Source organism: Burkholderia mayonis (assembly GCF_001523745.2).
In the GTDB taxonomy this organism is placed as follows: Bacteria; Pseudomonadota; Gammaproteobacteria; order Burkholderiales; family Burkholderiaceae; genus Burkholderia; species Burkholderia mayonis.
In genome coordinates, this window is record NZ_CP013386.1 from 1,303,879 (window position 1) to 1,330,777 (window position 26,899).

19 protein-coding genes, 1 tRNA gene and 1 pseudogene are annotated in these 26,899 nt (G+C 66.8%); 16 read left to right on the forward strand and 5 right to left on the reverse strand.

Going from position 1 to position 26,899, the window contains the following annotated elements:
* Positions 1 to 22 precede the first annotated feature (22 nt).
* From hutU to WS70_RS06605, 12 genes are all read left to right on the forward strand, one after another.
* Entirely contained in the window at positions 23 to 1,711 is a 1,689-nt protein-coding gene (gene hutU, locus WS70_RS06545; RefSeq protein WP_059471228.1) for a urocanate hydratase, read from the forward strand.
* Positions 1,711 to 2,346, forward strand: coding sequence for a HutD/Ves family protein (locus tag WS70_RS06550; protein ID WP_059471229.1), 636 nt, complete (start codon positions 1,711 to 1,713; stop codon positions 2,344 to 2,346). The genes hutU and WS70_RS06550 overlap by 1 nt, the downstream gene beginning before the upstream one ends.
* Positions 2,347 to 2,350: 4 nt before the next feature.
* A complete protein-coding gene (gene hutI / locus WS70_RS06555) occupies positions 2,351 to 3,574 on the forward strand; it encodes an imidazolonepropionase (RefSeq protein WP_059471230.1) in 1,224 nt (407 codons plus the stop codon).
* A gap of 13 nt (positions 3,575 to 3,587) precedes the next feature.
* Complete coding sequence (locus tag WS70_RS06560; protein WP_059596531.1) at positions 3,588 to 4,970, forward strand: formimidoylglutamate deiminase; 1,383 nt, start codon at positions 3,588 to 3,590, stop codon at positions 4,968 to 4,970.
* 261 nt (positions 4,971 to 5,231) lie between these two features.
* The gene (gene hutG, locus WS70_RS06570) at positions 5,232 to 6,035 is read left to right on the forward strand and encodes an N-formylglutamate deformylase (RefSeq protein WP_059596530.1); all 804 of its coding nucleotides are present in this window, start codon (positions 5,232 to 5,234) and stop codon (positions 6,033 to 6,035) included.
* A 509-nt stretch (positions 6,036 to 6,544) separates the two neighbouring features.
* A complete protein-coding gene (locus WS70_RS32305) occupies positions 6,545 to 6,748 on the forward strand; it encodes a hypothetical protein (RefSeq protein ID WP_059596548.1) in 204 nt (67 codons plus the stop codon).
* Between the two features lie 296 nt (positions 6,749 to 7,044).
* Positions 7,045 to 7,839, forward strand: a complete 795-nt coding sequence (locus tag WS70_RS06585) for a gamma-glutamyl-gamma-aminobutyrate hydrolase family protein (protein WP_059596529.1) — start codon at positions 7,045 to 7,047, stop codon at positions 7,837 to 7,839.
* A gap of 32 nt (positions 7,840 to 7,871) precedes the next feature.
* Positions 7,872 to 9,206, forward strand: coding sequence for a glutamine synthetase family protein (locus WS70_RS06590; RefSeq protein WP_108033907.1), 1,335 nt, complete (start codon positions 7,872 to 7,874; stop codon positions 9,204 to 9,206).
* 34 nt (positions 9,207 to 9,240) lie between these two features.
* The gene (locus WS70_RS06595) at positions 9,241 to 10,665 is read left to right on the forward strand and encodes an aspartate aminotransferase family protein (protein ID WP_108033908.1); all 1,425 of its coding nucleotides are present in this window, start codon (positions 9,241 to 9,243) and stop codon (positions 10,663 to 10,665) included.
* A 61-nt stretch (positions 10,666 to 10,726) separates the two neighbouring features.
* On the forward strand, positions 10,727 to 11,083 hold the full coding sequence (locus WS70_RS31375) for a hypothetical protein (protein WP_159082862.1): 357 nt from the start codon (positions 10,727 to 10,729) through the stop codon (positions 11,081 to 11,083).
* 456 nt (positions 11,084 to 11,539) lie between these two features.
* On the forward strand, positions 11,540 to 12,310 hold the full coding sequence (locus WS70_RS31380) for a hypothetical protein (RefSeq protein WP_159082863.1): 771 nt from the start codon (positions 11,540 to 11,542) through the stop codon (positions 12,308 to 12,310).
* A gap of 121 nt (positions 12,311 to 12,431) precedes the next feature.
* A complete protein-coding gene (locus WS70_RS06605) occupies positions 12,432 to 13,754 on the forward strand; it encodes an IS5 family transposase (RefSeq protein WP_059474209.1) in 1,323 nt (440 codons plus the stop codon).
* Positions 13,755 to 13,960: 206 nt separating this feature from the next.
* Here the strand turns inward: WS70_RS06605 and WS70_RS06610 are convergent.
* The 3 genes and pseudogenes from WS70_RS06610 to WS70_RS06620 form a co-directional block, all read right to left on the reverse strand.
* Positions 13,961 to 14,158: pseudogene (locus tag WS70_RS06610) on the reverse strand (ATP-binding protein); the annotation flags it as partial.
* A 230-nt stretch (positions 14,159 to 14,388) separates the two neighbouring features.
* Positions 14,389 to 14,463: transfer RNA gene (locus WS70_RS06615), tRNA-Val, on the reverse strand.
* Positions 14,464 to 14,622: 159 nt separating this feature from the next.
* The gene (locus WS70_RS06620) at positions 14,623 to 15,525 is read right to left on the reverse strand and encodes a LysR family transcriptional regulator (RefSeq protein WP_059596611.1); all 903 of its coding nucleotides are present in this window, start codon (positions 15,523 to 15,525) and stop codon (positions 14,623 to 14,625) included.
* 109 nt (positions 15,526 to 15,634) lie between these two features.
* Here WS70_RS06620 and WS70_RS06625 point away from each other — a divergent pair, with 109 nt between their 5' ends.
* The 3 genes from WS70_RS06625 (at position 15,635) to WS70_RS06635 (ending at position 20,508) form a co-directional block, all read left to right on the forward strand.
* The gene (locus WS70_RS06625; RefSeq protein ID WP_082716533.1) at positions 15,635 to 17,410 is read left to right on the forward strand and encodes an acyl-CoA dehydrogenase family protein; all 1,776 of its coding nucleotides are present in this window, start codon (positions 15,635 to 15,637) and stop codon (positions 17,408 to 17,410) included.
* Positions 17,407 to 18,963, forward strand: coding sequence for a CaiB/BaiF CoA transferase family protein (locus tag WS70_RS06630; protein ID WP_059596610.1), 1,557 nt, complete (start codon positions 17,407 to 17,409; stop codon positions 18,961 to 18,963). Before WS70_RS06625 ends, WS70_RS06630 begins: the two co-directional genes overlap by 4 nt.
* A gap of 213 nt (positions 18,964 to 19,176) precedes the next feature.
* Complete coding sequence (locus tag WS70_RS06635) at positions 19,177 to 20,508, forward strand: MFS transporter (protein ID WP_059473765.1); 1,332 nt, start codon at positions 19,177 to 19,179, stop codon at positions 20,506 to 20,508.
* A 508-nt stretch (positions 20,509 to 21,016) separates the two neighbouring features.
* On the opposite strand, the gene WS70_RS06645 is transcribed toward WS70_RS06635, so the two are convergent.
* Together WS70_RS06645 and argA are read right to left on the reverse strand one after the other, a co-directional pair.
* Complete coding sequence (locus WS70_RS06645) at positions 21,017 to 21,292, reverse strand: oxidative damage protection protein (RefSeq protein ID WP_059473763.1); 276 nt, start codon at positions 21,290 to 21,292, stop codon at positions 21,017 to 21,019.
* Between the two features lie 50 nt (positions 21,293 to 21,342).
* Entirely contained in the window at positions 21,343 to 22,719 is a 1,377-nt protein-coding gene (gene argA / locus WS70_RS06650) for an amino-acid N-acetyltransferase (RefSeq protein WP_059473762.1), read from the reverse strand.
* Positions 22,720 to 22,742: 23 nt separating this feature from the next.
* Here argA and hrpA point away from each other — a divergent pair, with 23 nt between their 5' ends.
* Complete coding sequence (hrpA, locus tag WS70_RS06655; RefSeq protein WP_059596609.1) at positions 22,743 to 26,876, forward strand: ATP-dependent RNA helicase HrpA; 4,134 nt, start codon at positions 22,743 to 22,745, stop codon at positions 26,874 to 26,876.
* Positions 26,877 to 26,899 lie beyond the last annotated feature (23 nt).

Sequence of the window (26,899 nt, forward strand, 5' to 3'; positions counted from 1 at the left end):
TTTCTTTCCGGGAGCAGTCGTCATGAATCACCCGAAACATATCGATCCGCGTCTCGATCCGACCCGCGTGATCCGTGCGCCGCGCGGCAGCGAGAAGCGCTGCAAGAACTGGCTTGCCGAAGCCGCATACCGGATGATCCAGAACAACCTCGATCCGGAGGTCGCCGAGCATCCGCACGCGCTCGTCGTCTACGGCGGCATCGGCCGCGCGGCGCGCAACTGGGATTGCTTCGACCAGATTCTCGCGTCGCTGAAAGACTTGAACGACGACGAGACGCTGCTCGTGCAATCGGGCAAGCCGGTCGGCGTGTTTCGCACGCACGAGAACGCGCCGCGCGTGCTGATCGCGAACTCGAACCTCGTGCCGCACTGGGCGACGTGGGATCATTTCAACGAGCTCGACCGCAAGGGCCTGATGATGTACGGCCAGATGACGGCGGGCAGCTGGATCTACATCGGCAGCCAGGGGATCGTGCAGGGCACGTATGAGACGTTCTTCTCGGTTGCGAACCAGCACTTCAACGGCGATCCGAGCGGCCGCTGGATCCTGACGGGCGGCCTCGGCGGGATGGGCGGCGCGCAGCCGCTCGCGGCGACGATGGCGGGCTTCTCGATGATCGCGGTCGAATGCGACGAATCGCGGATCGACTTTCGCCTGAAGACGCGCTACGTCGACAAGAAGGCGAAGACGCTCGACGAGGCGCTCGCGATGATCGACGATGCGAAGCGCGCGGGCAAGCCGGTGTCGATCGGGCTTCTCGGCAACGCGGCCGACGTGTTCGCCGAGATCGTCGCGCGCGGCATCACGCCGGACTGCGTGACCGACCAGACGAGCGCGCACGATCCGATCAACGGCTACCTGCCGCAGGGCTGGACCGTCGAGCAGTGGCGCGAAGCGCAGAAGGTCGCGCCGGACAGCATCGTGAAGGCGGCGAAGCAGTCGATGGCGGTGCAGGTGCGCGCGATGCTGACGCTGCAAGAGCGCGGCGCGGCGACGCTCGATTACGGCAACAACATCCGCCAGATGGCGCTCGAGATGGGCGTCGAGAACGCGTTCGACTTCCCGGGCTTCGTGCCCGCATACATCCGGCCGCTCTTCTGCGAGGGCAAGGGGCCGTTCCGCTGGGTCGCGCTGTCGGGCGACCCCGAGGACATCTACAAGACCGACCAGAAGGTCAAGGAGCTGATCCCCGACGATCCGCACCTGCACAACTGGCTCGACATGGCGCGCGAGCGCATCGCGTTCCAGGGCCTGCCCGCGCGGATCTGCTGGGTCGGCGTGAAGGATCGCTATCGCCTCGGCCAGGCGTTCAACGAGATGGTGAAGAACGGCGAGCTGAAGGCGCCGATCGTGATCGGCCGCGATCACCTCGACACCGGCTCGGTCGCGAGCCCGAACCGCGAAACGGAATCGATGAAGGACGGCTCGGACGCGGTCAGCGACTGGCCGCTCCTCAATGCGCTGCTGAACACCGCGGGCGGCGCGTCGTGGGTGTCGCTGCATCACGGCGGCGGTGTCGGCATGGGTTTCTCGCAGCACGCGGGCGTCGTGATCGTCGCCGACGGCACCGATGCCGCGCACGAGCGCCTCGGCCGCGTGCTGTTCAACGATCCGGCCACGGGCGTGATGCGCCATGCGGATGCCGGCTACGAGCTCGCGCAGCGCACCGCGAAGGAAGCGGGCCTCAAGCTGCCGATGCTCGGACGCTGATGCGGATGGTGTCGTCTACGATGCAATCGACGCTGATACGCGCGGATTCGCTCGTTGCGTCGCCGTGGAAGAATGGCGGCGGCGTGACGCGCGAGATCGCCGCGCATCCGTCGGGCGAGCGCACGACCGGCGCTGCCTTCGACACCTTCGCGTGGCGCGTGAGCATCGCGGACGTCGCGCAGCCGGGGCCGTTCTCGCGTTTCGACGGCATCGACCGCACGCTCGTGCTGCTCGCGGGCGCAGGGATGACGCTCGTCGAACCGGACGGCGCGCGGCACGTACTGCGTGCGCCGCTCGATCACGTTGGATTCGCGGGCGAGACTGCGCTCGCGGCCGAACTGCACGACGGCCCGACGCGCGACTTCAACTTGATGACGCGGCGCGACGCGGCGCGCGGCAGCGTCGACGCGTGGCACGGCGGCGGCGCGGCGTATGCGCTGCGCGCGCACGCCGTGCTGCTGTTCTGCGCGAGCGGTGCACCCGTCGTCGATCTCGGCGATGGCGCGCCCATCGCGCTGAACCCGTTCGACACGCTGCGCCTCGACGATCCCGCGAACGGCGAGCTACGATGCACGATCCACGGCGACGGCGCGTTGCTCGCGGTCGGCGTGACGCTTCTTCACGACAAGGCTTGAGCGGATGAAATCGATTCTCTGGCACAACCTGAAACTGTGCGCGCACGGCGACCCGAACGACACGATCGCCGACGCCGCGATCGCGGTGAACGGCGACGGCACGATCGCGTGGCTCGGACGCGCGAGCGACGCGCCGGCCGGCTACGTGCACTGGGCGCGCGAGGATCTGCGCGGCGCATGGGTGACGCCCGGCCTCGTCGACTGCCACACGCATCTCGTCTACGGCGGCCAGCGCGCGGACGAGTTCGCGCAGCGTCTCGCCGGCGTGAGCTACGAAGAGATCGCGCAGCGTGGCGGCGGCATCGTGTCGACGGTGCGCGCGACGCGCGAAGCGAGCGAGGCGATGCTCTTCGAGCAGGCGGCCGCGCGGCTGCGGCCGCTCCTCGCCGAAGGCGTGACCGCGATCGAGATCAAGTCCGGATATGGGCTCGAGTTCGAGAGCGAGCGCCGGATGCTGCGCGTCGCGCGGCAGCTCGGTGAGCGCTTCCCGGTGAGCGTCTACACGACGTTCCTCGGCGCGCACGCGCTGCCGCCCGAATACGCGGACCGCGCGGACGCATACGTCGACGAAGTCTGCGATCGGATGCTGCCCGCGCTCGCCGACGAAGGGCTCGTCGACGCGGTCGACGTGTTTTGCGAGCGGATCGGCTTCACGCTCGCTCAGAGCGAGCGGGTGTTCGAGGCGGCCGCGCAGCGCGGGCTGCCGGTCAAGATGCATGCGGAGCAGTTGTCGAACGGCGGCGGCGCCGCGCTCGCCGCCCGCTATCGCGCGCTGTCCGCCGATCATCTCGAATATCTGGACGAGGCGGGCGTCGCGGCGATGCGCGCGTCCGGCACGACGGCCGTGCTGCTGCCGGGCGCCTATTACTTCATTCGGGAGACGAAAATGCCGCCGATCGATCTGCTGCGCCGGCACGGCGTGCCGATCGCGCTCGCGACCGATCACAATCCGGGCACGTCGCCGCTCACGTCGCTGCTGTTGACGATGAACATGGGCTGCACGCTGTTCAAGTTGACGGTGCAGGAAGCGCTCCTCGGCGTCACGCGCCATGCGGCGATGGCGCTCGGCGCAAGCGACCGGCACGGCTCGCTCGCGCCGGGGCGGCAGGCGGACTTCGCAGTGTGGTCGGTGGCGACGCTCGCGGAGCTTGCGTACTGGTTCGGCCGGCCGTTGTGCGAGCGGGTCGTGAAGGGCGGTGCGACGGTGTTCGCGCGCGATGCGCGCTGACCGGAAGACAAGCATGACGAAGATCGATTCGATGTTGTTTGCCGAGCATGCCTATCTGCCCGGCGGCTGGCGGCGCGACGTGCTGCTGCGCTGGGACGCGACGGGCGCGCTCGTCGATGTCCGCGCGAACGCGGCGGCGCCTGCGGGCGTCGCGCGCGCGAACGGGCCACTGCTGCCCGGCATGCCGAACCTGCATTCGCACGCGTTCCAGCGCGCGATGGCGGGGCTCACCGAATATCGCGCGAACCTGTCCGACACGTTCTGGAGCTGGCGCGACCTGATGTACCGCTTCGCGCTGAAGATCACGCCCGACGCGCTCGCCGCGGTCGCGCGCTGGCTCTATGTCGAGATGCTGAAGAGCGGCTATACGTCGGTGTGCGAATTTCATTACGTCCATCACACGCCGGACGGCGCGCGCTATCCGCGGCGCGCGGAGCTGGCCGCGCGCGTCGTCGGCGCGGCGCAAGACGCGGGCATCGGCATCACGATGCTGCCTGTCGCGTATCAGTACAGCGGCTTCGGCGAACGCGCGCCGCGCGACGACCAGCGCCGCTTCATCAATACGCCCGACGCGCTGCTCGCGCTCGTCGACGAGTTGCGCGGCGAGCTGCCCGAGCACGGCGGGCTGCGCTACGGCATCGCGCCGCATTCGCTGCGCGCGGTGTCGGAAAGCGGATTGCGCGAATTGCTCGACGGATTGCCGGCCGATGCGCCCGTGCACATCCACATCGCCGAGCAGACGGCGGAAGTCGACGACTGCATGCGCGCGTACGGCGCGCGGCCGGCGCAGTGGCTGCTCGACCGCTTCGACGTGAACGCGCGCTGGTGCCTCGTGCATGCGACGCATCTCGACGCGGCCGAGACGGGCGCGCTCGCGCGCAGCGGCGCGATCGCGGGCCTGTGTCCGACGACCGAGGCGAATCTCGGCGACGGAATTTTCCCGGCAGTCGACTATCTCGCGGCCGGCGGTGCGATCGGCATCGGCTCGGACAGCCATGCGGCCGTCGACTGGCGCGCCGAACTGCGCCTCTTCGAATACGGGCAGCGGCTCGTGCGGCGCGAGCGCAATGTGCTTGCCGATTCGGCGCATACTCATGTGGCGGACCGTCTGTTCGCGGCCTCGCTCGCGGGCGGCGCATGCGCGGCCGGCCGGCCGGTCGGCGCGCTCGAAGCGGGCCGGCGCGCCGACTGGATCGTGCTCGATCCTGCACATCCGTCGATCGCCGAGCACGGCAGCGATACGTGGCTGTCGGGCGCGGTGTTCGCCGAGCACGGCGACACGCCGGTGCTCGACGTGTATGTCGGCGGCGAGCAGGTCGTGAGCGCGCGCCGGCATCGCGACGAGGAATCCGCGTACGCGGGGTATCGTGGGGCGCTCGCGCAATTGCTGCGCTGAGTACGCAACCGGCTTGCGCGAACGCATGACGGTACGAAGGGGCAGAAGTGCGGCCGCCGTGCAATACGGCTAGCATGCGTGCCGCATCCGACATGCGGCGCAGTGCGAGGGCAGGGTTGCCGCGCGCGCCGAGACGAAGTGCATGCAAGCCGAGCGCCTCGCGCACGCAGCGCCGCAACCGGCCGCCGCATGCGCGGCGCGCGCCGCGGATCGGCCGGCGCGCCGTGTGAGGCGCCGCATCATCAACGAGGTCGAACGATCATGAACACCGCATCGCATCCGCCGGTATTCACGCTGCATCGCGGCACGCTGCCGCTGCTCGTGTCGATACCGCACGCAGGCACCCACATTCCAGAAGAAATCGCCGCGACGATGACGCCCGTCGCGCGCTACGTCGACGACTGCGACTGGCATCTCGAGCGTCTGTACGATTTCGCGAAGGCGCTTGGCGCGTCGGTGCTCGTGCCGTCGCACGCGCGCTACGTCGTCGACCTGAACCGTCCGCCCGACGACGCGAATCTCTACCCGGGCCAGGACACGACGGGCCTCGTGCCCGTCGACACGTTCGACAAGGCGCCGCTGTACGCGGACGGCGACGAGCCGACCGTCACTGAGATCGCGCGCCGTCGCGAGCGGTACTGGACGCCGTATCACGATGCGCTCGTCGGCGAGCTGCAGCGCCTGAAGGACGAACACGGCCGCGCGCTGCTGTGGGAAGCGCATTCGATCCGCTCGCACGTGCCGCGCTTCTTCGACGGCCGGCTGCCGGACTTCAACTTCGGCACGTCGAGCGGCGCGAGCGCGGCGCCGGGGCTCGCCGACAAGCTGGCTGCGCTCGTCGACAAGCACGGCGGCTACACGTCGATCGCGAACGGACGCTTCAAGGGCGGCTACATCACGCGGCACTACGGCGCACCGGAGAACGGCGTGCAGTCGGTGCAGCTCGAGCTCGTGCAGGCGACCTACATGGAAGAGGCGCGGCCTTATTCGTATGACGAAACGAAGGCGCAGCGCATCGCGCCGCTACTCGAGGCGCTCCTGACGGCTGCGCTCGAGCATCGTTGACATCGTTGCGGCGGTAGTCCCGTTTTCGTGGCGTATTGCCCGGGATGGCGCGCTGCGTGAGAAGCCGCGCCGTCGCACGCGATTCGAGACGAATGCGATCTTCGTTCGTGATTCGCACGCTTGCCGCGCAAAGCATGCGTGCGAAGCAGCGATGTTTCGGATTCCGATCGGATAGCGCGGAAATGCCGCGCGATGCGTGCGTTCATCGACGCTTGTCGTCGAATATTTTAAGCATTGGTCCCGAAGCATACTCAGGGAAAACCCTGAATTCGTATTTTTGAAACGGAATTGACTGCGTTTCCAGATACGATAAGCTGATTGTCAGCTAGCCGTCACATCGATAGCGGCGGCGTTTTCCGACGTCGCCGCCACACGCGAACGAGTTGCGGCGACGTTCGCGACGATCGACCGGCTGGCCGGGCGGCGGCGCATGCGAAGTCGCATCGCCGTTTGCCGCGTTCAATACTTTAAACAGTCAGTCGAGTGTGATCGTGAGAGTCCAAGGCCCCTTGGTCAGACGGGATCGAAGTCGGCGTGCGAATCTTCCGCACGCCGTCGATGCTGCCGACGACGGCTGCGGCAAGTTTCTCGCCAGCCCAAGCCTGTCTATCTTCGCCACCGTGTCCCGGCGCTCCGTGCGCCGTCACAACGCGGTCGCCGCACGCGCCTACATGGCGGTTCACGACGACGGCGTCGCCTCGCTGTTGCCCTAGCGCCTCTTTTCGTCACTCGTCGGTTCGTCGCTGCTGCGCAGCCTCGCGATGTCGCGAGGCATGCGAGGGGACGGTGCGCGCGCCCCGTCACGCGAAGTGCGGCCGTCGCGTCGCCCGCGACGCGCGCATCCGTCGTGTCGTGTCGACGTTTCATCTCGCGGTCCGCAACGTGCGTGCGTGTTCGAGCGTGCGCGCCCGTGCGCGCAACGTTGTTCCCGTTTTTTGCGACGAGCGCGATCGTGCATCGCACGTGCCGCGCACGCATTCGCCGCTCGTGTCGAATCGAAGGAAACGCGATGGATGAACGCATCGACACCGCGCCGCGGCCCGTCGTCGGCATCTGCGCGGATCGCAAGACGGTCGGCCTGCATGTCGCGCACGTCGCGGGCGAGAAATATTTGACCGCGGTCGTCGACGGCGCGCTCGCGATTGCGATCGTGCTGCCCGCGCTCGGCGCGCGGCAGCGCGCGGACGAACTGCTCGCGCTCGTCGACGGCCTGCTGTTGACGGGCAGCTATTCGAACGTCGAGCCCGCGCGCTATGGCGGCCCGGCGAGCGCACCCGGCACGCTGCACGACGCGGCGCGCGATGCGACCACGCTGCCGCTCGTGCGCGCGGCGATCGACGCCGGCGTGCCCATGCTCGCGATCTGCCGAGGGATGCAGGAACTGAACGTCGCGTACGGCGGCACGCTGCATCAGGAAGTGCACGCGTTGAGCGGCCATGCCGATCATCGCGAGGACTTGTCCGCGTCGGTCGACGTGCAGTACGGCCCCGCGCATCCGATCCGGCTCGAGCCGGGCGGCCTGCTGCAGCGCCTCGCGCACGGCGCGGAAACCGTCCAAGTCAATTCGCTGCACGCGCAAGGCATCGAACGGCTCGGCGACGGGCTGACCGTCGAGGCGCGCGCGCCGGACGGGCTCGTCGAAGCGATCGGCGTGCGCGACGCGCGCGCGTTCGCGCTCGGCGTGCAATGGCATCCGGAATGGCGGTTCGACAGCAATCCGCTGTCGCAAGAAATCTTTGCGGCGTTCGGCGCGGCGTGCCGCGCCCGAATGCGCAGGGCGGCCGAGCGCGCGACACGCGCGTGACGGCCGTCGAAGCTTATCGAAGAGAGGCTCACATGCAAGACATCGATGATTTTCTGAGGCAGCACCGGATCACCGAAGTGGAAGCGATCATCCCCGACATGGCGGGGATCGCGCGCGGCAAGATCATCCCGCGCAACAAGTTCGAAACGGGCGAATCGATGCGACTGCCGCAGGCGGTGATGGTGCAGACCGTGACCGGCGATTACCCGGAAGACGGCACGCTGACGGGCGTGACCGATCCCGACATGGTGTGCGTGCCCGACGCGTCGACGATCTGCCTGATTCCGTGGGCGGTCGATCCGACCGCGCAAGTGATTCACGATTGCGTGCATTTCGACGGCTCTCCCGTCGAGATCTCGCCGCGTTTCGTGCTGCGCCGCGTGCTCGATCTGTATCGCGCGAAAGGGTGGAAGCCCGTCGTCGCGCCGGAGCTCGAGTTCTATCTGGTCGACATGAACAAGGACCCGGATTTGCCGCTGCGGCCGCCCGTCGGGCGTACGGGGCGCGCGGAGACGGGGCGGCAATCGTACTCGATCGAAGCCGTCAACGAGTTCGATCCGCTCTTCGAGGATATCTACGAATACTGTGAGCTGCAGGGCCTCGACATCGACACGCTGATCCACGAAGTCGGCGCTGCGCAGATGGAAATCAACTTCCTGCACGGCGACGCGCTGTCGCTTGCCGATCAGGTGTTCCTGTTCAAGCGCACGGTGCGCGAGGCGGCGCTGCGCCACAACATGTACGCGACATTCATGGCGAAGCCGATGGAGAACGAGCCCGGCTCGGCGATGCACATCCATCAGAGCATCGTCGACATCGAGACGGGCCGCAATCTCTTCATCGACGCGAGCGGCGACGTGACGCCGATGTTCCGCGGCTATCTCGCCGGGCTGCAGAAGTACACGCCCGCGCTGATGCCGATCTTCGCGCCGTACATCAATTCGTATCGCCGGCTGTCCCGCTTCATGGCCGCGCCGATCAACGTACAGTGGGGCTACGACAACCGCACGGTCGGCTTCCGGATTCCGCATTCGGCGGCGGCCGCGCGGCGGATCGAGAACCGGATTCCGGGCGTCGACTGCAATCCGTATCTCGCGATCGCGGGCACGCTCGCGGCCGGCTACCTCGGCGTCACGCAGGCGCTCGAACCGACCCAGCCGCTCGCGAGCGACGGCTACAGCCTGCCGTATCAATTGCCGCGCAATCTCGAGGAAGGGCTCACGCTGATGAGTGCATGCACGCCGCTCGCCGAGATGCTCGGCGAAAAGTTCGTGAAGGCCTATCTTGCGCTGAAGGAAACGGAGTACGAAGCATTTTTCCGCGTGATCAGCTCGTGGGAGCGCAGGCATTTGCTGCTGCACGTTTGAGCGAGCGCTCGCGCGCCGCATTCAGGAGATCAAAGTGACGTATCGAACCGAAGACATCGCTTTTGTACAGCCGCTGCGCGCGACCGCGTCGCAGCGTACCACCGCGCAGTACCGCGCGCTCGACGCCGCGCATCACATCCATCCGTTTTCCGACATGGGCGCGCTCAATCGCGCCGGCAGCCGCGTGATCGTGAAGGCCGAAGGCGTCTATCTGTGGGATTCCGACGGCAACAAGATCATCGACGGGATGGCCGGGCTCTGGTGCGTGAACGTCGGTTACGGCCGCAAGGAACTCGCGGACGCCGCGTATCGGCAGCTCCAGGAACTGCCGTTCTACAACACGTTCTTCAAGACGACGCACCCGCCGATCATCGAGCTGTCGGCGTTGCTCGCCGAGATCGCGCCGCCGTCGTTCAATCACTTCTTCTATTGCAACAGCGGATCGGAAGGCAACGACACGGTGCTGCGCGTCGTCCATCAATACTGGCGCACGCAGAACCAACCGCAGAAGAAGGTCGTGATCTCGCGCAGGAACGGCTATCACGGTTCGACGATCGCGGGCGCGACGCTCGGCGGCATGGGCTACATGCACGAGCAGATGCCGTCGAAGGTCGAGCACGTCGTCCATATCGATCAGCCGTACTTCTTCGGCGAAGCGCAGGGCAATCTGACGCCGGAAGAATTCGGACTCGCCCGCGCACAACAGCTCGAAGCGAAGATTCTCGAGCTCGGCGCGGAGAACGTCGCCGCGTTCATCGGCGAGCCGTTCCAGGGCGCGGGCGGCGTGATCTTTCCGCCGTCGACATACTGGCCCGAGATCGAGCGGATCTGCCGCAAGTACGACGTGCTGCTCGTCGCCGACGAAGTGATCGGCGGGTTCGGGCGCACCGGCGAATGGTTCGCGCATCGGCACTTCGGCTTCGAGCCCGATCTGATGACGCTCGCGAAGGGGCTGACGAGCGGCTACGTGCCGATGGGCGCCGTCGCGCTGTCCGACCGGATCGCTGATGCGCTGATCGCGCACGGCGAGTTCAATCACGGGATGACGTATTCGGGGCATCCGGTCGCGGCGGCGGTGGCGGTCGCGAATCTGAAGGTGCTGCGCGACGAGAAGATCGTCGAGCGCGTGAAGACCGACACCGGCCCGTACTTCCAGCAGCGGCTGCGCGAGACGTTCGCCGATCATCCGATCGTCGGCGAGATCGCGGGCGCGGGGCTCGTCGCGGGCCTTCAGCTCGCGCGCGAACCCGGCGCGCGCAAGCGCTTCGAGAACGGCGGCGAGGTCGGCACGATCTGCCGCGACTACTGCTTCAACGGCAACCTGGTGATGCGCGCGACAGGCGACCGGATGCTGCTGTCGCCGCCGCTCGTGATCTCGAAAGCGGAGATCGACGAGATCGTCGAGAAGGCGAAGCGGGCGATCGATGCGACGGCGAAGCAACTGGGCATGGCGTCGTAGCTCAGGGCCGGCGGCACGGAGCGCGCCGAGCGGCGACTGCTTCGGATGGAATGCGTTTCGGGTGCAACGCTCCACCTTCATTCGTTTGCCGCGCGATTACGAACAGACGATCCGCGCCCGCCGCCATACCGCTTGCGAACGCAATCCCGAGCAGCGTTCCTGCGCGGCGGCAAGCGGAAAAGAGGGGGCGTCGCGATCGCGCGGAGCCGATCCGCTGCTCGATCGCGATTCGCGCAAAGCGCCGGCTCGACGGGCCGGCGCTTTCCGCTTCGAGTCGAGACTGCCGCATTCCACGATCATGGCCGCGTACTGCGCGCTACGCACGTCGAGCATCCCGGAGAGAACAAGCTCTCCGGCCTTCAAGTGCGCGCGGGAACCACTCGTGCGCGCTCAGTTTCCGCGCGCTTTCCTTGCATGAGGACGCGTGTTAGCCCGTATTGCTTCAGGCATCAGCATGCATGGGATCTCAAGTGCGATCCCACCGTGTCACTCGAGGACGCGGCCAAGGCAATGGGCCACTTATCCGATTACTCGACTGGCAAGTACGGTCATGGGATACACGGAAGAAAGGGCAGCGGGGTGAAAGCGTTGATCGTTGAAATTTGCGGCCGGTCCGCCATTCACCGAAGGTTGATCGACTCGCTCGCTTCAAGATCGCGAGTGCGAAGCGGCGCGACCACAAACCAAGTTGATCGCCATATGTCGGTGGCTGCCAATGCGTCGTTCATGCGTTAAAGGTACGTCGTTTTCGATGCATTCGCGGGCGCGACCAAATAACCTCGGTTAACTTTTCCCAAGAACATTCCTTCCGCACCACGATGTCCAGTATCTGCTCCGCCACTCGTCAACCTGATAACATTCCTGGCTATGACCTATGTCAGAAGTAATCGTTTCTGTAAACGCGCGAATTCATGTAGACCAAAGACGCTGGATAATTTTCGTCAAAGCTTGCGATAAATTCATTGGCTTTAAATTGGGGGCACATATAAAAATGGCAAAAATTAGATTGCACAATCAGGTATGTGCGTTTATTGATGTGCTCGGAGGAGCCAATCTGTTTAGAGGAAAAGAAAGGGGGCGAGCTGCGGATTTTTTCGCCTGCTTGGAGGAGTTTGAGCGTCGAATGAATGGATGGTCATCTCATTTTCCAGAGAAACGCCAAACACGCGCTCTCGTTAAAACCTTCAGCGACAATATCTTCGCAGCGTTTCCTTTGGGCTCGCATCCTACGATGGGCGATGAACAGGTTGTTGCACTGTTCCTAGATGAACTCACGGCACAGATACATGAACTAACACTTTTCGCCGGGTTTCCAGTGCGCGGTGCAGTGACAGCAGGGCCGTTGATGTTCTCTGACAGGTTTCTTTTTGGCCCCGCGCTGGTTGAGGCGGTTGAGCTGGAAAAAGTCGCGCTTTTTCCAAGAGTACTTTTGAGTCAGTCCGTTCTCCGATACATAAAGCCAGAAGGCCGCTATAGTTCTCTTGCATTACGGGACGCTGATGGGCGCGTTTTCCTTGACTATCTAGGGAGGAAAATATTCCTCGAATCGAAACTGAAATGGCATCGGAAATTTGTTCAGGGCGGGTTGACCGAAAACGTATCAAGGGTTCGCGAGCGTCAGAAATACGAATGGCTCGCTCGGTAGTCGAACCTGAACAATCCTGGACGGCTTATACGGAAAGGCGGTGAGGCCGAAACGGTGTTGTTGGATTTGCAGGAAGCAGGCATATTGACGCGTGAATCCTGCAAATCCTGACGAGGTGTGGATGGGTCCGAAGTTGCCGGTGACAGAGGGAGATTTCTTCCGCCAACCGCTGCGCGAGCAGATCAATCTGAAGCATCCGTTGATTCGCCTGGCCGATCTGATCGACTGGGCTCGGTTGAGCACGACGATGAGTGCGAGTTTCGCATCGTCTCGTGGCCGACCGGCAACGTCGCCGCGTTTGATCGCAGGGCTGCTGTACTTGCAGCACGCGTTCGACCTGTCGGATGAAGAGGTCGTCTGGCAATGGCTGGAGAACCCGTACTGGCAAGTGTTCACCGGCGAGACGTACTTGCAGACGAAACCGCCGATCGATCCGTCGAGCCTGACGCGCTGGCGTAAGCGCCTGGGCGAAGCCGGCGTTGAAGAACTGTTGGCTGAGACGATCGAAGCGGCCAAACGCGCAAAGGTCATCAAGACGACGAGCCTGAAGCGGGTGATTGTCGATACGACGGTGATGGAAAAGGCGATTGCGCATCCCACCGATTCGCGCCTGCTCGAACGTTGCCGGGAACATCTGGTGAAGGCCGCCGCCCAGCACGGGCTGAAGCTGCGGCAGAACTACAACCGCGAAGCGCCGCGTCTGGCGGGCCAGATCGGGCGCTATGCGCATGCGAAGCAGTACAAGCGGATGAAGAAGGCGCTGCGCACTTTGCGTTCACGAGTGGGGCGCGTGATGCGTGACGTGGAGCGGCAACTGGAAGGCGTTGTTCAGCAAAGTCGCGCGGAGTTGGAAGACTTGATCAGCCGCACGAAGCGGATTCTCACGCAGAAGCAGAAGGACAAAAACAAGCTGTATGCGCTGCACGCGCCGGAAGTGGAGTGCCTGGCGAAAGGCAAAGCGCGCAAGCCGTACGAATTTGGCGTGAAGGTGTCGATCACCACGACGCACAAGGAAGGTCTGGTAGTCGGAGCTCGTTCAATGCCGGGCAATCCATACGACGGGCACACGTTGGCCGAAGCGTTAGAACAAGCGGCGATCCTGAGCGATGTGCAGCCGGAGATCGCCGTCGTCGACCGCGGCTACAAGGGCGTCGCCGTCGATGGTGTGAAGGTCTATCACCCAGGTTTGCGACGCGGTATCACACGCGGCCTGCGAGCAATGATCCGGCGTCGCAGCGCAATCGAACCGGCCATCGGGCACATGAAGGCCGACGGCAAGCTCGATCGAAATTGGCTCAAGGGTTCGTTGGGCGATGCGATTCATGCGGTGCTGTGCGGCGCTGGCCACAACCTGCGGATGATCCTGCGCAACCTGCGGCTTTTTTACGCCCTGATTCTCGTCGCTTTGCTCAGCTTCCGAGCCGCTGCGCCGTCGGCGGCGTAGCTTCATCTGCGCGACAAAACGAATTGTTCAGGGCCGACTCGGTACCATAACTTTCACGCAATGAAGAATGGCATGACGGATCAGTTAATTCATATCGATCTCGCTACAGCGTTCGCTCCCCTGGACAACAACTTGTCAACGCCGACTGAAATCTGACCCACTTTTCGGCGATTCGCCGAAGTAAATCTGACCCGCCCGGACCCGTGTCACGCGGTTGCTTTCCCGCTTGCCCGCGTACCTGTTTGTCCAGCCCTTCGCTTGTCCTTCAACCGATAGCTCTCGCCGCTGATTTGCACGATGTGCGCGTGATGCAAGAGCCGGTCGAGCATGGCTGCCGTCAGCGTCTGGTCGTCGGCAAACGCCGTGGCCCACTGCGTGAACGGCATGTTGCTGGTCAACACGATACGGCCGAGCTTCAGCTGCACGCACAGGCTGGTAAACCCCCTGATGACGGGCGATCGCTTGGTATTGGAAGTTGCTGCGCTTGCGAATGGTTGGCGCCAGACACCTCGAAGAAGAAGTGTGACAAGAATGTGCCAACAATCCGGTTCGGCGAGGGGCACTTAGCGAGCATTTCGTCAAGTGCAAGCCCGGAAAGCAAGAAGGGCCGGCGATTGCCGGCCCTTCAGATCTTTGGTGGGCGGTACTGGGATCGAACCAGTGACCCCTGCCGTGTGAAGGCAGTGCTCTACCGCTGAGCTAACCGCCCAAAGAATTTTGAATTATGTCAGAGCTTTTTCATTCCGTAAAGCACTTTTTAAACATAACCCACCTTGCGGGTGCGGACCGCGCATCGCCCGGCCCGGGGCGGAATTCTACAGGCAACCGGGTACTTTTATCCAGTGTTTGTTCGACACGGCGTGCGTCGTCACTTCGCCGCACCGCGCAGCCGCCGAATCTCGTCGTCCAGATACGTGCCGAACCGCTCGGCGACTGGCTCCCGCTCGTCCGCCCGCCGCAGCCGCAGCGTGTGCGATTCGAGCGCGCCGCCGTCGAGCGGCAAGTAGCGCAGCCGCTCGCTGCGCACCTGGCGCAGCACGCTCGGCACGAGCGCGACGCCCATCTCGAACTCGATCATCGTCAGCACCGTCTGCCACAAGCGCGCCTCGTGCCTGATCTCCGGACTGAAGCCGGCGCTGACGCACTGCGCGATGATGAGGTCGTGGTAGTGGGGGGCCGCGTCGCGCGGAAACAGAATGAACGGCTCGTGCGCGAGCGCCGCGAGATCGACGCGCTTGCGCCGCGCAAGCCGGTGCGCGGCAGGCAGGCAGCAGAGGAACGGCTCAGAGAAGATCGTGTCGGCCGCGATCTCGGGCGGGAACGTGCCCCAGTGTGCGTAGCCGACGTCGATATGTGCGCGCAGAATCGCCTGCACCTGCTCGTGCGTGTTCATCTCCTTCAGCACGACCTCGACGTTCGGATAGTCCGTCTCGAAGCGCCGCACCGCGGACGGCAGCCCACGGTACAGCATCGAATTGACGAAGCCGATCCGCAGCCGCCCCGCGAGCCCCGACGCCGACCGAATCGTCAGACGTTGCGCCTCCTGCGCCTGCAGCAGCAGCCGGCGCGCCTCGCCGAGCAGCACTTCGCCCGCATTCGTCAGCGCGACCGACTTGCTCGTGCGCGCGAACAGCTGCACGCCGAGCTCGTTCTCGAACTTGCGGATGTCGAAGCTGAGCGCCGGCTGCGAGATGAAGAGACGTTTTGCGGCTCGGCCGAAATGCAGTTCTTCCGCGACGGCGACGAAGTAGCGCAATTGCTTCAGGTCCATCTCGTCTCCGTTCGCGTCGATCGATAAGCAACGCTTATCGTACTGGATAAATCCTGTATTGGACGGCTATCGACCGGAGTTCTACGCTCGTCGGACCAGGAGACAAGCGATGAACATGATGAAAGAAGCCGTCGAAGCGAACGCGCCCGCGGCGGGCGCCGCCAACATCCCCGACTCGCGGGGCCTCAATTTTTTTACGAGCGATCCCGATTGCGCGGCGTTGCTGCGGTTGCATCTCGGCGACGCGCGCTATCGCGCGCTCGAACCCGAATTGCGCACGCTCGGCTTGCGCGCGTCCGACGAGCTCGACCGCCTCGCGTCGCGCGCCGACAAGCATCCGCCCGTGCTCCATCCGCGCACCCGTCGCGGCGAGCCGCTCGAATCGATCGACAAGCATCCGGACTACGTCGCGCTCGAGCGCGTCGCGTATTCGGAGCTCGGCCTCGCGGCGATGAGCCATCGCAGCGAGGCGCCGCCGCCGCTCGTCAAGTATGCGTTGACGTTCTTGTTCGTCCAGGCCGAGTTCGGCCTCTGCTGTCCCGTCAGCATGACCGATTCGTTGACGCGCACGCTGCGCCGCTTCGGCTCGCGCGAGCTCGTCGAGCGTTTCCTGCCGCGGCTCGCGTCGCGCGATTTCGACGTGCTGTACCAGGGCGCGATGTTCATGACCGAGCAGGCGGCGGGCTCCGACGTCGGCCGGATCGCGACGCGAGCGGTGCGCGAGACGGCCGCCGACGGCGCGGCGACGTGGCGTCTGTACGGCGACAAATGGTTCTGCTCGAACGCGGATGCCGATCTCGCGATGGTGCTCGCGCGGCCCGAAGGCGCGCCCGACGGTGTCAGGGGCCTCGCGTTGTTCCTGTTGCCGAAGACGCTCACCGATGGCTCGCGTAATCGCTACCGGATCGTGCGTCTGAAGGACAAGCTCGGCAGCCGCTCGATGGCGAGCGGCGAGATTACGCTCGACGGCGCCGAAGCCTATCTGATCGGCGAGATCGGGCGCGGTTTCCATCAGATGGCGGACATGATCAACATGTCGCGGCTGTCGAACGGCGTGCGCGCGGCGGGGCTGATGCGCCGCGCGACGACGGAGGCGCTGCACGTCGCGCGCCATCGCGAAGCGTTCGGCCGCAAGCTGATCGACATGCCGCTGATGCGGCGTCAGCTCGTCAAGATGCTCGTGCCGACCGAGCAGGCGAGGTCGCTTTTCATGCAGATCGCGCTGTTGCTCGCGAAGGCCGATACGGGCGACGGGCAGGCGGCCGGCTGCGTGCGCATCCTGACGCCGCTCATCAAGTTCCGCGCGTGCCGCGATGCGCGCCGCGTCGCCGGCGACGCGATGGAGGTGCGCGGCGGCACGGGCTACATCGAGGAGTGGAGCGACGCGCGTGTGTTGCGCGACGCGCATCTCGGTTCGATCTGGGAGGGCACGAGCAACATCGTCGCGCTCGACGTCGCGCGGGCGGTCAAGCGCGAAGGCGCGCTCGCGCCGCTGCGTGCGTTCCTGCTCGACTTGCTCGATGCGGCGCGGCTGCCCGGCGCGAGTGTTGCGCGTCTGCGCGACGCGCTCGATCGCGCGAGCGATGCGATCGAGCGCGTCGCGCAAGCGGGCGACGACGCGCTCGTGCGGCAGGCGGCGTCCGCGCTCTATCACGCGACGACCGCGATCCTGCTCGCGAGCGAAGGGATGTGGCTTGCCCCCGATTATCGGCGGCTCGCGCTCGCGCATCTCGTGCTGCGCTACAAGCTGTCGCCGGTCGATCCGCTTGCACCTTCGCGTGCCGATGTCGACGCCGATGCGTTTGCGGCCCTGCTGCACGATCGGCCGGTCGCGCTCGACGACGCGCTGAGGCTGCTCGACGAAGCGTCGGGAGACGTGGCATGAGCGGCGATGCGAAGCAATTCCGTGCGGCGCGCGGGGCGCAGGCTGGTCCTGCCGCGGCTCGCGTGATCGATCGGGCGCGCACCTCTGGCGTTGCCGGCGAGACGCGGAATACGGCGAACGCATCGCATTCGGCATGCGTGCCTCGCGCGTCGCACGTGGCGCATGGGTCGATTGAGACAGACGCCGCGAATACCTCGCATACGACAAACACGGCAAACACGGCAAACACGGCAAACACGGCAAACACGGCAAACACGGCAAACACGGCAAACACGGCAAACACCGCAAACACCGCAAACACCGCAAACACCGCGAGCACCGCGAGCACACCGAACCCGAACGGCACGAACAACGCGACGACGACCACGTCCCCCCCGTCCGGCGCGCTCGCCGGCCTGAAAATCGTCGACCTGAGCCGCGTCCTCGGCGGCCCGTACTGCACGCAGGCGCTCGCGGACCACGGCGCACGCGTGATCAAGGTCGAACCGCCGACGGGCGACGAAACGCGCGGCTGGGGCCCGCCGTTCTTCGATGACGACGCGTGGTACTTCACCGGCGTGAACCGCAACAAGGAGGGGATCGCGCTCGACCTGTCGCGCGACGAAGGCCGCGCGATCCTCTGGCGCATGCTCGAGGACGCGGACGTGCTCGTCGAGAACTTCAAGCCCGGCACGCTCGCGCGCTGGGGGATGGACTACGAGCGCGACCTGCGCCCGCGCCTTCCTCGCTTGATCCATTGCGCGATCACGGGCTTCGGCGCCGACGGCCCGCTCGGCGGACTGCCGGGCTACGACGCGGTGATCCAGGCGATGGCAGGCCTGATGAGCGTCAATGGCGACGCCGACGGCGACGCGACGCGCATCGGGTTGCCGATCGTCGACATGGTGACGGGCTTGAACGCGCTCGCCGGCATTCTGCTCGCGCTCGCCGAGCGCGAAAAAAGCGGCGTCGGCCAGTCGATCGACATCGCGCTGTACGACTGCGGCGTGTCGCTCCTGCATCCGCATCTGCCGAACTGGTTCGGCTCCGGACGCACGCCCGCGCGCAGCGGCAATGCGCATCCGAACATCGCGCCGTACGACAGCTACCGCACCGCGACCGCGCCGATTTTTCTCGCGGTCGGCAACGATCGGCAATTCGCGCGGCTGTGCGCGCATCTCGGCGTGCCCGCGCTCGTGGGCGATCCGCGCTTCGTCGACAACCGGAGCCGCTGCGCGCATCGCGCCGAGCTGAAGGCGAGCCTCGAAGCGCGGCTCGCGACTCGCGATTGCGAGACGCTCGCGCGCGAGCTGATGGGCGAGGGCGTGCCGTGCGGGCCGGTGCGCACGGTCGATTCGGTCGCGCGCGATCCGCACACGCTGCATCGCGGGCTCGTCGTCGAGATGGGCCGCTATCGCGGGGCGGCGTCGCCGATCAAGCTGTCGCGCACGCCCGCGACGTACCGCAGCGCGCCGCCGACGCTCGGCCGCGACACGCGCGCGGTGCTCGACGCGCTCGGCATCGATGCGGCGACGCAGGCGCGGCTCGTCGAGGCGGGCGTATTGAAGGAATGAACGTGAGCGAACAGACGCGGCTGCCGAAACGAAGCGGCGGCCGCGGCTAGACGGTCGGCGCCGGGCGAGTCCGCGGCCGCGAGACCGAAGGCGATCGGCCTTCGGCCGAACGGTCCGCGTCGCTCGTCCGGCACGGCCGAACCCGGAGCGATCCGGCCCAAACGGTAAAGGCGCGCGCGAGTCGCGCCACCGACGAGAATCATGGAGACAACGATGACATCCCAGCACGATGACCGCGCCGACCGCGCGCCGGTCGGCCAGCCCGCGCGCGCCGCGCTCGCGGCGTTCGTCGGCACGACGATCGAGTGGTACGACTTCTACATCTACGCGACCGCGTCCGCGCTCATCTTCGGCAAGCTGTTCTTTCCGTCGAGCGAGCCGTTCTTCAGCACGCTCGCGTCGTTTGGCACGTTCGCAGTCGGCTTTTTTGCGCGCCCGTTCGGCGGCCTCGTTTTCGGCCACCTCGGCGACCGGATCGGCCGCAAGAAGGCGCTCGTCGCGACGCTCGTCATCATGGGGCTCGGCACGGTCGGCATCGGTCTCTTGCCTGCCTACGCGCAGGCGGGCGTGGCCGCGCCGATTGCGCTCGTCGTGCTGCGGATCGCGCAAGGCATCGCGATCGGCGGCGAATGGGGCGGCGCGGTGCTGATGGCGAGCGAGCATGCGAGCGCGGACAAGCGCACGTTCGTCGCATCGTTCGCGCAGCTCGGCAGTCCGGCCGGGCTGATCCTCGCGCTGCTCGCGTTTCGCATCGTCTCCGGGATGGAGCACGATGCGTTCCTGTCGTGGGGCTGGCGGCTGCCGTTTCTCGCGAGCGCGGCGCTCCTCGTCGTCGGCCTCGCGATCCGCGCGGGCGTCGACGAATCGCCGGAGTTCGCGCGCTTGAAAGCGGAGCGGCGCACGGCGGCGCTGCCCGTCGCCGAAGTGGTGCGCAACGCGTGGCGCACGCTGCTGCTCTGCCTCGGCGCGAACGTGATCGGCGTCGCGGGCGCGTGGTTCGTCAACACGTTCATGCTGAACTACACGACGCAGACGCTCGGGCTCGACCGCGCGCTGATCCTCGATTGCCTGTTCGTCGTCGCGTTCATCCAGCTCGGCACGCAGCTCGCGTCCGGCTGGTTCGCGCAGCGCGTCGGCACGGGGCGCTTCCTGAAGACGGCCGCCGCGCTCGCGATCGCGTCGCCGTATCCGATGTTCGCGCTCGTGTCGACGGGCCGGCCGATCGCGATCGTCGTCGGCATCGCGATCGCGGTGATGTGCATGTCGAGCTCGTACGCGGTGATGGCGGGCTTCATGTCGACCGCGTTCGACGTGCGCGTCCGCTATTCGGCGATCTCGCTGTCGTACCAGTTGTGCGCGGCGCTCGCAGGCGGGCTCACGCCGCTCGTCGGCACGCTGCTCGCGCACCGCTTCGCGGGCCAGTGGTGGCCGCTCGCCGCGTTCTACAGCGCGCTCGCGGCGGTGTCGCTCGTGTGCATCGCGACGCTCGAGCGCGGCAGGCGGGGCACCGCGTTGGCGGGAAGCGGAGCGCTCGCGAAGCCTTGAGGGCGATGCGCGAGGGGTGCATCTTGGGTGCAGCACGAAATGGCGAGGACGGCGGGCGCGGCGGCGCGGCGCGATCGCGTCGCCCAGCCGCGATTGCCGGACGCTCGCCGGTGCACGGACGTGTCGACTCGCGGCCCGGCGACATGGCGGGATCGCGACGCCTGCGCGCGATGAAGCCGCGTTTGCCGACAGGCACGCCGGCGGAAGCAACGATTCGCAAGGTGACGACATCGCGAAATCGCGACGCGATTACGTGATGAAACAGCGGATGCCGCAGCCTCGCCAATCTTCGGAGCGGACGTCGCGAAATCGCGAAGCCGCGAAAACCACGAGCGCGAGCCGACGTTCCGGCGTCGCGAAGTCCCGGATGCTCGCCGCGCCGGGCCGCGGCGCCGCCTCGGGCGGACGAAGCGTACGCACAAAAAAGCCTCGGACAGCAATCGCTGCCCGAGGCTTTCGTCCGACGTGCGGAAATCGGAAGCGGCGCCGCGCGCCGCGCGGCGGCGTATCAGCCCTGCGTCGGCGGCACGTAGCCGGTCGCCTGGTCCGCGCCGTCGCCGAAGAAATACTTCTCGGTCTGCTTCATCAGATACTGACGCGCGCGCGGATCGGCCATGTTCAGCCGGTTCTCGTTGATGAGCATCGTCTGCTGCTTGAGCCAGCCTTGCCACGCTTCCTTCGACACGCTCTCGTAAAGACGCTTGCCGAGCTCGCCGGGCAGCGGCGGGAAGTCGAGTCCTTCGGCTTCCTTGCCGAGCTTCGCGCATTGAATCATACGGGCCATCGTGTACCTCTCCTGTAATCGTGATCCGGGGGAAGGGCGCGCCGCGCCGCTCAGAGCTGCTTCATCAGCACGAGCGACTTGCGCTGCCAGTTATAGAGTTTGCGGCGGTCTTCGGGCAGATCGTCGACGGTCGCCTTCACGAAGCCGCGCTTCAGGAACCAGTGCTCGGTGCGGGTCGTCAGCACGAAGATCCGCGTCAGGCCGCGTGCGCGCGCGCGCTGCTCGACCCGCTTCAGGAGCCGCTCGCCGTCGCCCGAGCCTTGCGCCTCGGGCGCGACCGTCAGGCACGCCATCTCGCCGATCTTCTCCGTCGAGTACGGATAGAGCGCCGCGCAGCCGAACAGCACGCCGTCGTGCTCGATGACCGAGAAGTGATCGATGTCGCGCTCGATCTGGTGGCGGCCGCGCCGCACGAGCGTGCCGTCCGATTCGAGCGGCTCGATGAGGGTCAGGATGCCGCCGACGTCGTCCGGCGTCGCCTCGCGCAGGCTCTCGAGGTTCTCGTACGAGATCATCGTGCCGACGCCGTCGTGCAGGAACAGCTCGAGCAGCACGCTGCCGTCGAGCGATTGCGGAATCAGGTGCGCACGCGCGACGCCGCCGCGGCACGCGCGGATCGCATGCTTCAGGTAGAACGCGTCGTCGCCTTGCAGGTCGCCCGAGTCGAGCAGCTCGGCCGCCGCGTCGAGCGACATCTCGCGCACGAGCTCGCCCGTTTCGTCGACGATGCCGGGCGTTTCGGTCAGGAAGATGATTTTGTCCGCGCGCAGCGCGATCGCGGCCGCCGACGCGACGTCTTCCATCGACAGGTTGAACGCCTCGCCCGTCGGCGAGAAGCCGAGCGGCGACAGCAGCACGAGCTTGCGGCTCGCGAGCGAGTGGCGGATCGACTCGGCGTCGATCTTGCGCACGACGCCCGTGTGCGCGAAGTCGACGCCGTCGAGAATCCCGACCGGCCGCGCGGTGACGAAGTTGCCCGATACGACGCTGATGTGCGCGTGCGCCATCGGCGTGTTCGGCAGGCCCTGGCTGATCGCCGCCTCGATGTCGAGCCGCACTTCGCCCGCCGCTTCCTTCGCCGATTCGAGCGCGCGCGCGTCGGTGATCCGCAGGCCGTGCGAGAACGACGATTCGACGCCGTGCAGGTTCAGTTGCTCCTCGACCTGCGGCCGCGAGCCGTGCACGAGCACGATCTGGATGCCCATCGCCTGCAGGAGCGCGATGTCGGAGACGAGCGCGTTCAGCAGCCCGCGCTGCACGACCTCGCCGCCGAAGCCGACGACGAACGTGTTGTTGCGAAACCGGTGGATATAGGGTGCGACGGAGCGCATCCAGTCGACGAACTGCGCGTGGAGGGCGGCTTCGTCGGCGGATTGCTGGGGCGCGACGCCCGGCTGGGCGGCGGGAAGGTCGGTTTGGGAATTCATGGGCGGGATTATAATGCGCCCCCATGTCGAATGTACCTAAAAGTCCCGCGCAAAAACGTGCGGGCACGCCGGGCGAGCCGCGGCCCGCCGACGCGGGGGCGGGCCGCCCGCCGCGTCCTGTGCGGACCGCGCCCGCGCAGGACCGCGCGCCGCGCGCCGCGCGCCGTGAATCCGAATCCATCCCCCAGCCCGCCCGGCCGCCGCGCGCGCGCGTCGCGCCGAATCCCGTTCCGCCGATCACGTTTCCCGAGAGCCTGCCCGTATCGGGCCGGCGCGACGAGATCGCGCGCGCGATCGCCGATCATCAGGTCGTGATCGTCTGCGGCGAGACGGGCTCGGGCAAGACGACCCAGCTCCCGAAGATCTGTCTCGCGCTCGGCCGCGGCGTCGGCGCGGGCGGCGCGGGCCTGATCGGCCATACGCAGCCGCGGCGGCTCGCGGCGTCGTCGACGGGACGCCGCATCGCCGAGGAGCTCGGCACGCCGTTCGGCGAAGTGGTCGGCTACAAGGTGCGTTTCACCGACAACCTCGCGCCGGGCGCGTCCGTCAAGCTGATGACGGACGGCATCCTGCTCGCCGAGACGCAGACCGATCCGCTCCTCACGGCGTACGACACGCTGATCATCGACGAGGCGCACGAGCGCAGCCTCAACATCGATTTCCTGCTCGGCTATCTGAAGCAGATCCTGCCGAAGCGGCCGGGCCTGAAGCTGATCGTCACGTCGGCGACGATCGACGCCGATCGCTTCGCGCGCCATTTCGGCAGCGACGAGCGGCCCGCGCCCGTGATCGAGGTGAGCGGGCGGCTGTATCCGGTCGAAGTCCGCTACCGGCCGGTCGCCGACGACCGGCCGGCCGCCGTGCGGCACGCGGAGGGCGCGGCGTCCGGCCGCGACCGCGCGAAGACCGCGCGCGAGGCGGAGCGCGACCTGATGGACGGCATCGTCGACGCGGTCGACGAGCTGTGCCGCGAAGGCCCGGGCGACGTGCTCGTGTTCCTGGCCGGCGAGCGCGAGATCCGCGACGCGGCCGAGGCGCTGCGCAAGCACCATCCGCCGCACACCGAAATCCTGCCGCTGTTCGCGCGGCTGTCGGCGGCCGAGCAGGAGCGCGTGTTCAAGCCGTCGAACGCGCGCCGGATCGTGCTCGCGACGAACGTCGCCGAGACGTCGCTCACGGTGCCGGGCATCCGTTACGTCGTCGATACGGGCCTCGCGCGCGTGAAGCGCTATTCGTATCGGAACAAGGTCGAGCAGTTGCAGATCGAATCGATCTCGCAGGCGGCCGCGAATCAGCGCGCGGGCCGCTGCGGCCGCGTCGCCGACGGCATCTGCATCCGCCTCTATGAAGAGAGCGACTTCGCCGCCCGCGTGCGTTTCACCGATCCGGAAATCCTGCGCTCGTCGCTCGCGTCGGTGATTTTGCGGATGAAGTCGCTGCATCTGTCGGCGATCGAATCGTTTCCGTTCATCGAGCCGCCGCCCGGCCGCGCGATCGCGGACGGCTACCAGTTGCTGAACGAGCTCGGCGCGGTCGACGACGACAACGCGCTCACGCCGCTCGGCCGCGAGCTCGCGCGCCTGCCGCTCGATCCGCGCGTCGGCCGGATGATTCTCGCCGCGCGCGACCAGCAGGCGCTGCGCGAAGTGCTCGTCATCGCGAGCGCGCTGTCCGTGCAGGACCCGCGCGATCGCCCGCTCGACGCGCAGGAGCAGGCCGACCAGGCACACCGGCGCTTCGCCGACGAGCGCTCCGAATTCCTCCAGTGGCTGAAGATCTGGGCGTGGTTCGAGGAGGCGGTCGCGCACAAGAAGTCGAACCGGCAGCTCGTCGACGCGTGCCGGCAGAACTTCCTGTCGCATCTGCGGCTGCGCGAATGGCGCGACGTTCACTCGCAGCTTCTGACCGTTGTGCGCGAGCACGGCTGGCGGCTGAGCGAGGCCGATGCGACGTTCGAGCAGATCCATCTGTCGCTGTTGACGGGCCTTCTCGGCAATATCGGCTTCAAGGCCGAGGACGAGCCGCACTACCTCGGCGCGCGCGGGATCAAGTTCCACCTGTGGCCGGGTTCCGCGCTCGTGAAGAAGGCGGGGCGCTGGGTGATGGCGGCCGAGCTCGTCGAGACGAGCCGGCTGTACGCGCGTTGCATCGCGAAGATCGAGCCGGAATGGATCGAGCGGATCGGCGCGCACCTGCTGAAGAAGTCGCTGTCGGAGCCGCATTGGGAGAAGCGCCCCGCGCAGGTCTCCGCGTTCGAGCGCGCGACGCTGTACGGGCTGACCGTCTATCACCGGCGGCGCGTCGCGTTCGGCCGGCAGGACCCGGCGCGTGCGCGCGAGCTGTTCATCCGCGGCGCGCTCGTCGGCGGCGAGTTCGACACGAAGCTCGCGTTCTTCGCGCACAACCGCAAGCTGCTCGCCGACATCGAGCAACTCGAGCACAAGTCGCGCCGGCAGGACGTGCTCGTCGACGACGAGCTGATCTACGCGTTCTACGATCAGACGGTTCCGGCGGGCATCCACACGGGCGTCGCGTTCGAGCGCTGGTATCGCGACGAGGTGAAGAAGAGCGGACAGCCGGAAGACAAGCTGCGCCTGCTGTATCTGTCGCGCGACGATCTGATGCGCCACGAGGCGGCCGGCGTGACGACCGATCTGTTCCCGAAGCGCGCGACGATGGCGGGCGTCGAGATGGCGCTGTCCTATCACTTCGAGCCCGGCGCGCCGCGCGACGGCGTGACGCTCGCCGTGCCGCTCTTCGCGCTGAACCAGGTCGACGCACGCCGCGCCGAGTGGCTCGTGCCGGGGATGCTGAAGGAGAAGGTGCAGTTGCTGCTGAAGTCGCTGCCGCAGAAGCTGCGCCGCCACTGCGTGCCGCTGCCCGAGTATGCGGCGGGCTTCGTCGAGCGCGTGGGCGCCGAGCGTTTCGGCGCGGGCGGCCTCGTCGAGGGGCTGATCGCCGACATCCGCGGAGAGACGCAGGTCGCGATGAAGACGCCCGATTTCAAGCTCGAGACGCTGCCCGCGCACCTGTTCATGAACTTCAAGGTGATCGACGAGCACGGCCGGCAGCTCGCGATGGGGCGCAATCTCGCGCAACTGCGTGCGGAGCTGGGCGCGCAGGCGCAGCAGCACTTCCAGAAGATCGCCGCCGCCGCGACGCTTGCGCCGGCGGGCGAGGGCGCAGGCATGGCGGCTGCGGCGGCCGGCGCACGGCCGGGCGCGCGCGGCGGCGCGTCTTCGCAAGCCGCCGCCCAGTCCGCGGCGCAAGCGGGCGCGGGGGCGGCCGAAGCCGGCGCGACCGCGCTCTACGAGAACCTGACGACCTGGAATTTCGGCAAGCTGCCCGAACTGCTCGAGATCCGCCGGCGCGGCGAGACGCTGTTCGGCTATCCGGCGCTCGTCGATCGCGGCGCGCATTGCGACGTCGAGGTGTTCGATTCGCCCGAGGAGGCGGCGCGGATCCACCGCGCGGGCCTCAGGCGCCTGTTCGCGCTGCAGTTGAAGGAGCCGATCAAGTATCTGGAGAAGAACCTGCCGGGGCTGCGCGAGATGGCGATGCAGTACATGTCGCTCGGCACGCAGGACGAGTTGCGCGACCAGCTGATCGCGACGGCGCTCGACCGCGCATGCCTGCAGGATCCGCTGCCCGCCGACGACGCGAGCTTCCACGCGCGCCGCAACGAGGGCAAGAGCCGCCTCAACCTGCTCGCGCAGGAGATCGCGCGGCTCGTCGGGCAGATCCTCGCCGAATACGCGGGGCTCGCGAAGAAGCTCGCGCAGGCGAAACCGTTTCCGGCCGCGCACGCGGACATGCAGGGCCAGCTCGCGGCGCTCGTCGGCAAGCGCTTCGTCGTCGACACGCCTTACGCGCAGCTTGCGCACTTCCCGCGCTACCTGAAGGGCGTCGCGCTGCGGATCGACAAGCTGAAGGCCGATCCCGCGCGCGACGCGCGCCAGTTCGCCGAGCTGCAGCCGCTCGCGCAGCACTGTCAGCGGGCGGTCGCGCAGCGCGGCGGCGTCGCGGACGCGCGGCTCGCCGAGTTTCGCTGGCTGCTCGAAGAGCTGCGGATCTCGCTTTTCGCACAGGAACTGCGCACGCCGATGCCGGTGTCCGTCAAGCGGCTCTACAAAGTGTGGGAGTCGATGCAGCGCTGAACGCGGTTCAGCGTACGCGGGTT

Excerpts from the sequence above, each read along its gene's own strand:
- WS70_RS06630 (WP_059596610.1), top strand. The coding sequence starts at position 17,407 with ATGAGCGGCGATGCGAAGCAATTCCGTGCGGCGCGCGGGGCGCAGGCT.
- WS70_RS06635 (WP_059473765.1), top strand. The coding sequence starts at position 19,177 with ATGACATCCCAGCACGATGACCGCGCCGACCGCGCGCCGGTCGGCCAG.
- WS70_RS06625 (WP_082716533.1), top strand. The coding sequence starts at position 15,635 with ATGAACATGATGAAAGAAGCCGTCGAAGCGAACGCGCCCGCGGCGGGC.
- WS70_RS06585 (WP_059596529.1), top strand. The coding sequence starts at position 7,045 with ATGGATGAACGCATCGACACCGCGCCGCGGCCCGTCGTCGGCATCTGC.
- WS70_RS31380 (WP_159082863.1), top strand. The coding sequence starts at position 11,540 with ATGTCAGAAGTAATCGTTTCTGTAAACGCGCGAATTCATGTAGACCAA.
- hutU (WP_059471228.1), top strand. The coding sequence starts at position 23 with ATGAATCACCCGAAACATATCGATCCGCGTCTCGATCCGACCCGCGTG.
- WS70_RS06550 (WP_059471229.1), top strand. The coding sequence starts at position 1,711 with ATGCGGATGGTGTCGTCTACGATGCAATCGACGCTGATACGCGCGGAT.
- argA (WP_059473762.1), bottom strand. The coding sequence starts at position 22,719 with ATGAATTCCCAAACCGACCTTCCCGCCGCCCAGCCGGGCGTCGCGCCC.
- WS70_RS06560 (WP_059596531.1), top strand. The coding sequence starts at position 3,588 with ATGACGAAGATCGATTCGATGTTGTTTGCCGAGCATGCCTATCTGCCC.
- WS70_RS06620 (WP_059596611.1), bottom strand. The coding sequence starts at position 15,525 with ATGGACCTGAAGCAATTGCGCTACTTCGTCGCCGTCGCGGAAGAACTG.
- hutG (WP_059596530.1), top strand. The coding sequence starts at position 5,232 with ATGAACACCGCATCGCATCCGCCGGTATTCACGCTGCATCGCGGCACG.
- WS70_RS06605 (WP_059474209.1), top strand. The coding sequence starts at position 12,432 with ATGGGTCCGAAGTTGCCGGTGACAGAGGGAGATTTCTTCCGCCAACCG.
- WS70_RS06645 (WP_059473763.1), bottom strand. The coding sequence starts at position 21,292 with ATGGCCCGTATGATTCAATGCGCGAAGCTCGGCAAGGAAGCCGAAGGA.
- WS70_RS06590 (WP_108033907.1), top strand. The coding sequence starts at position 7,872 with ATGCAAGACATCGATGATTTTCTGAGGCAGCACCGGATCACCGAAGTG.
- hutI (WP_059471230.1), top strand. The coding sequence starts at position 2,351 with ATGAAATCGATTCTCTGGCACAACCTGAAACTGTGCGCGCACGGCGAC.
- hrpA (WP_059596609.1), top strand. The coding sequence starts at position 22,743 with ATGTCGAATGTACCTAAAAGTCCCGCGCAAAAACGTGCGGGCACGCCG.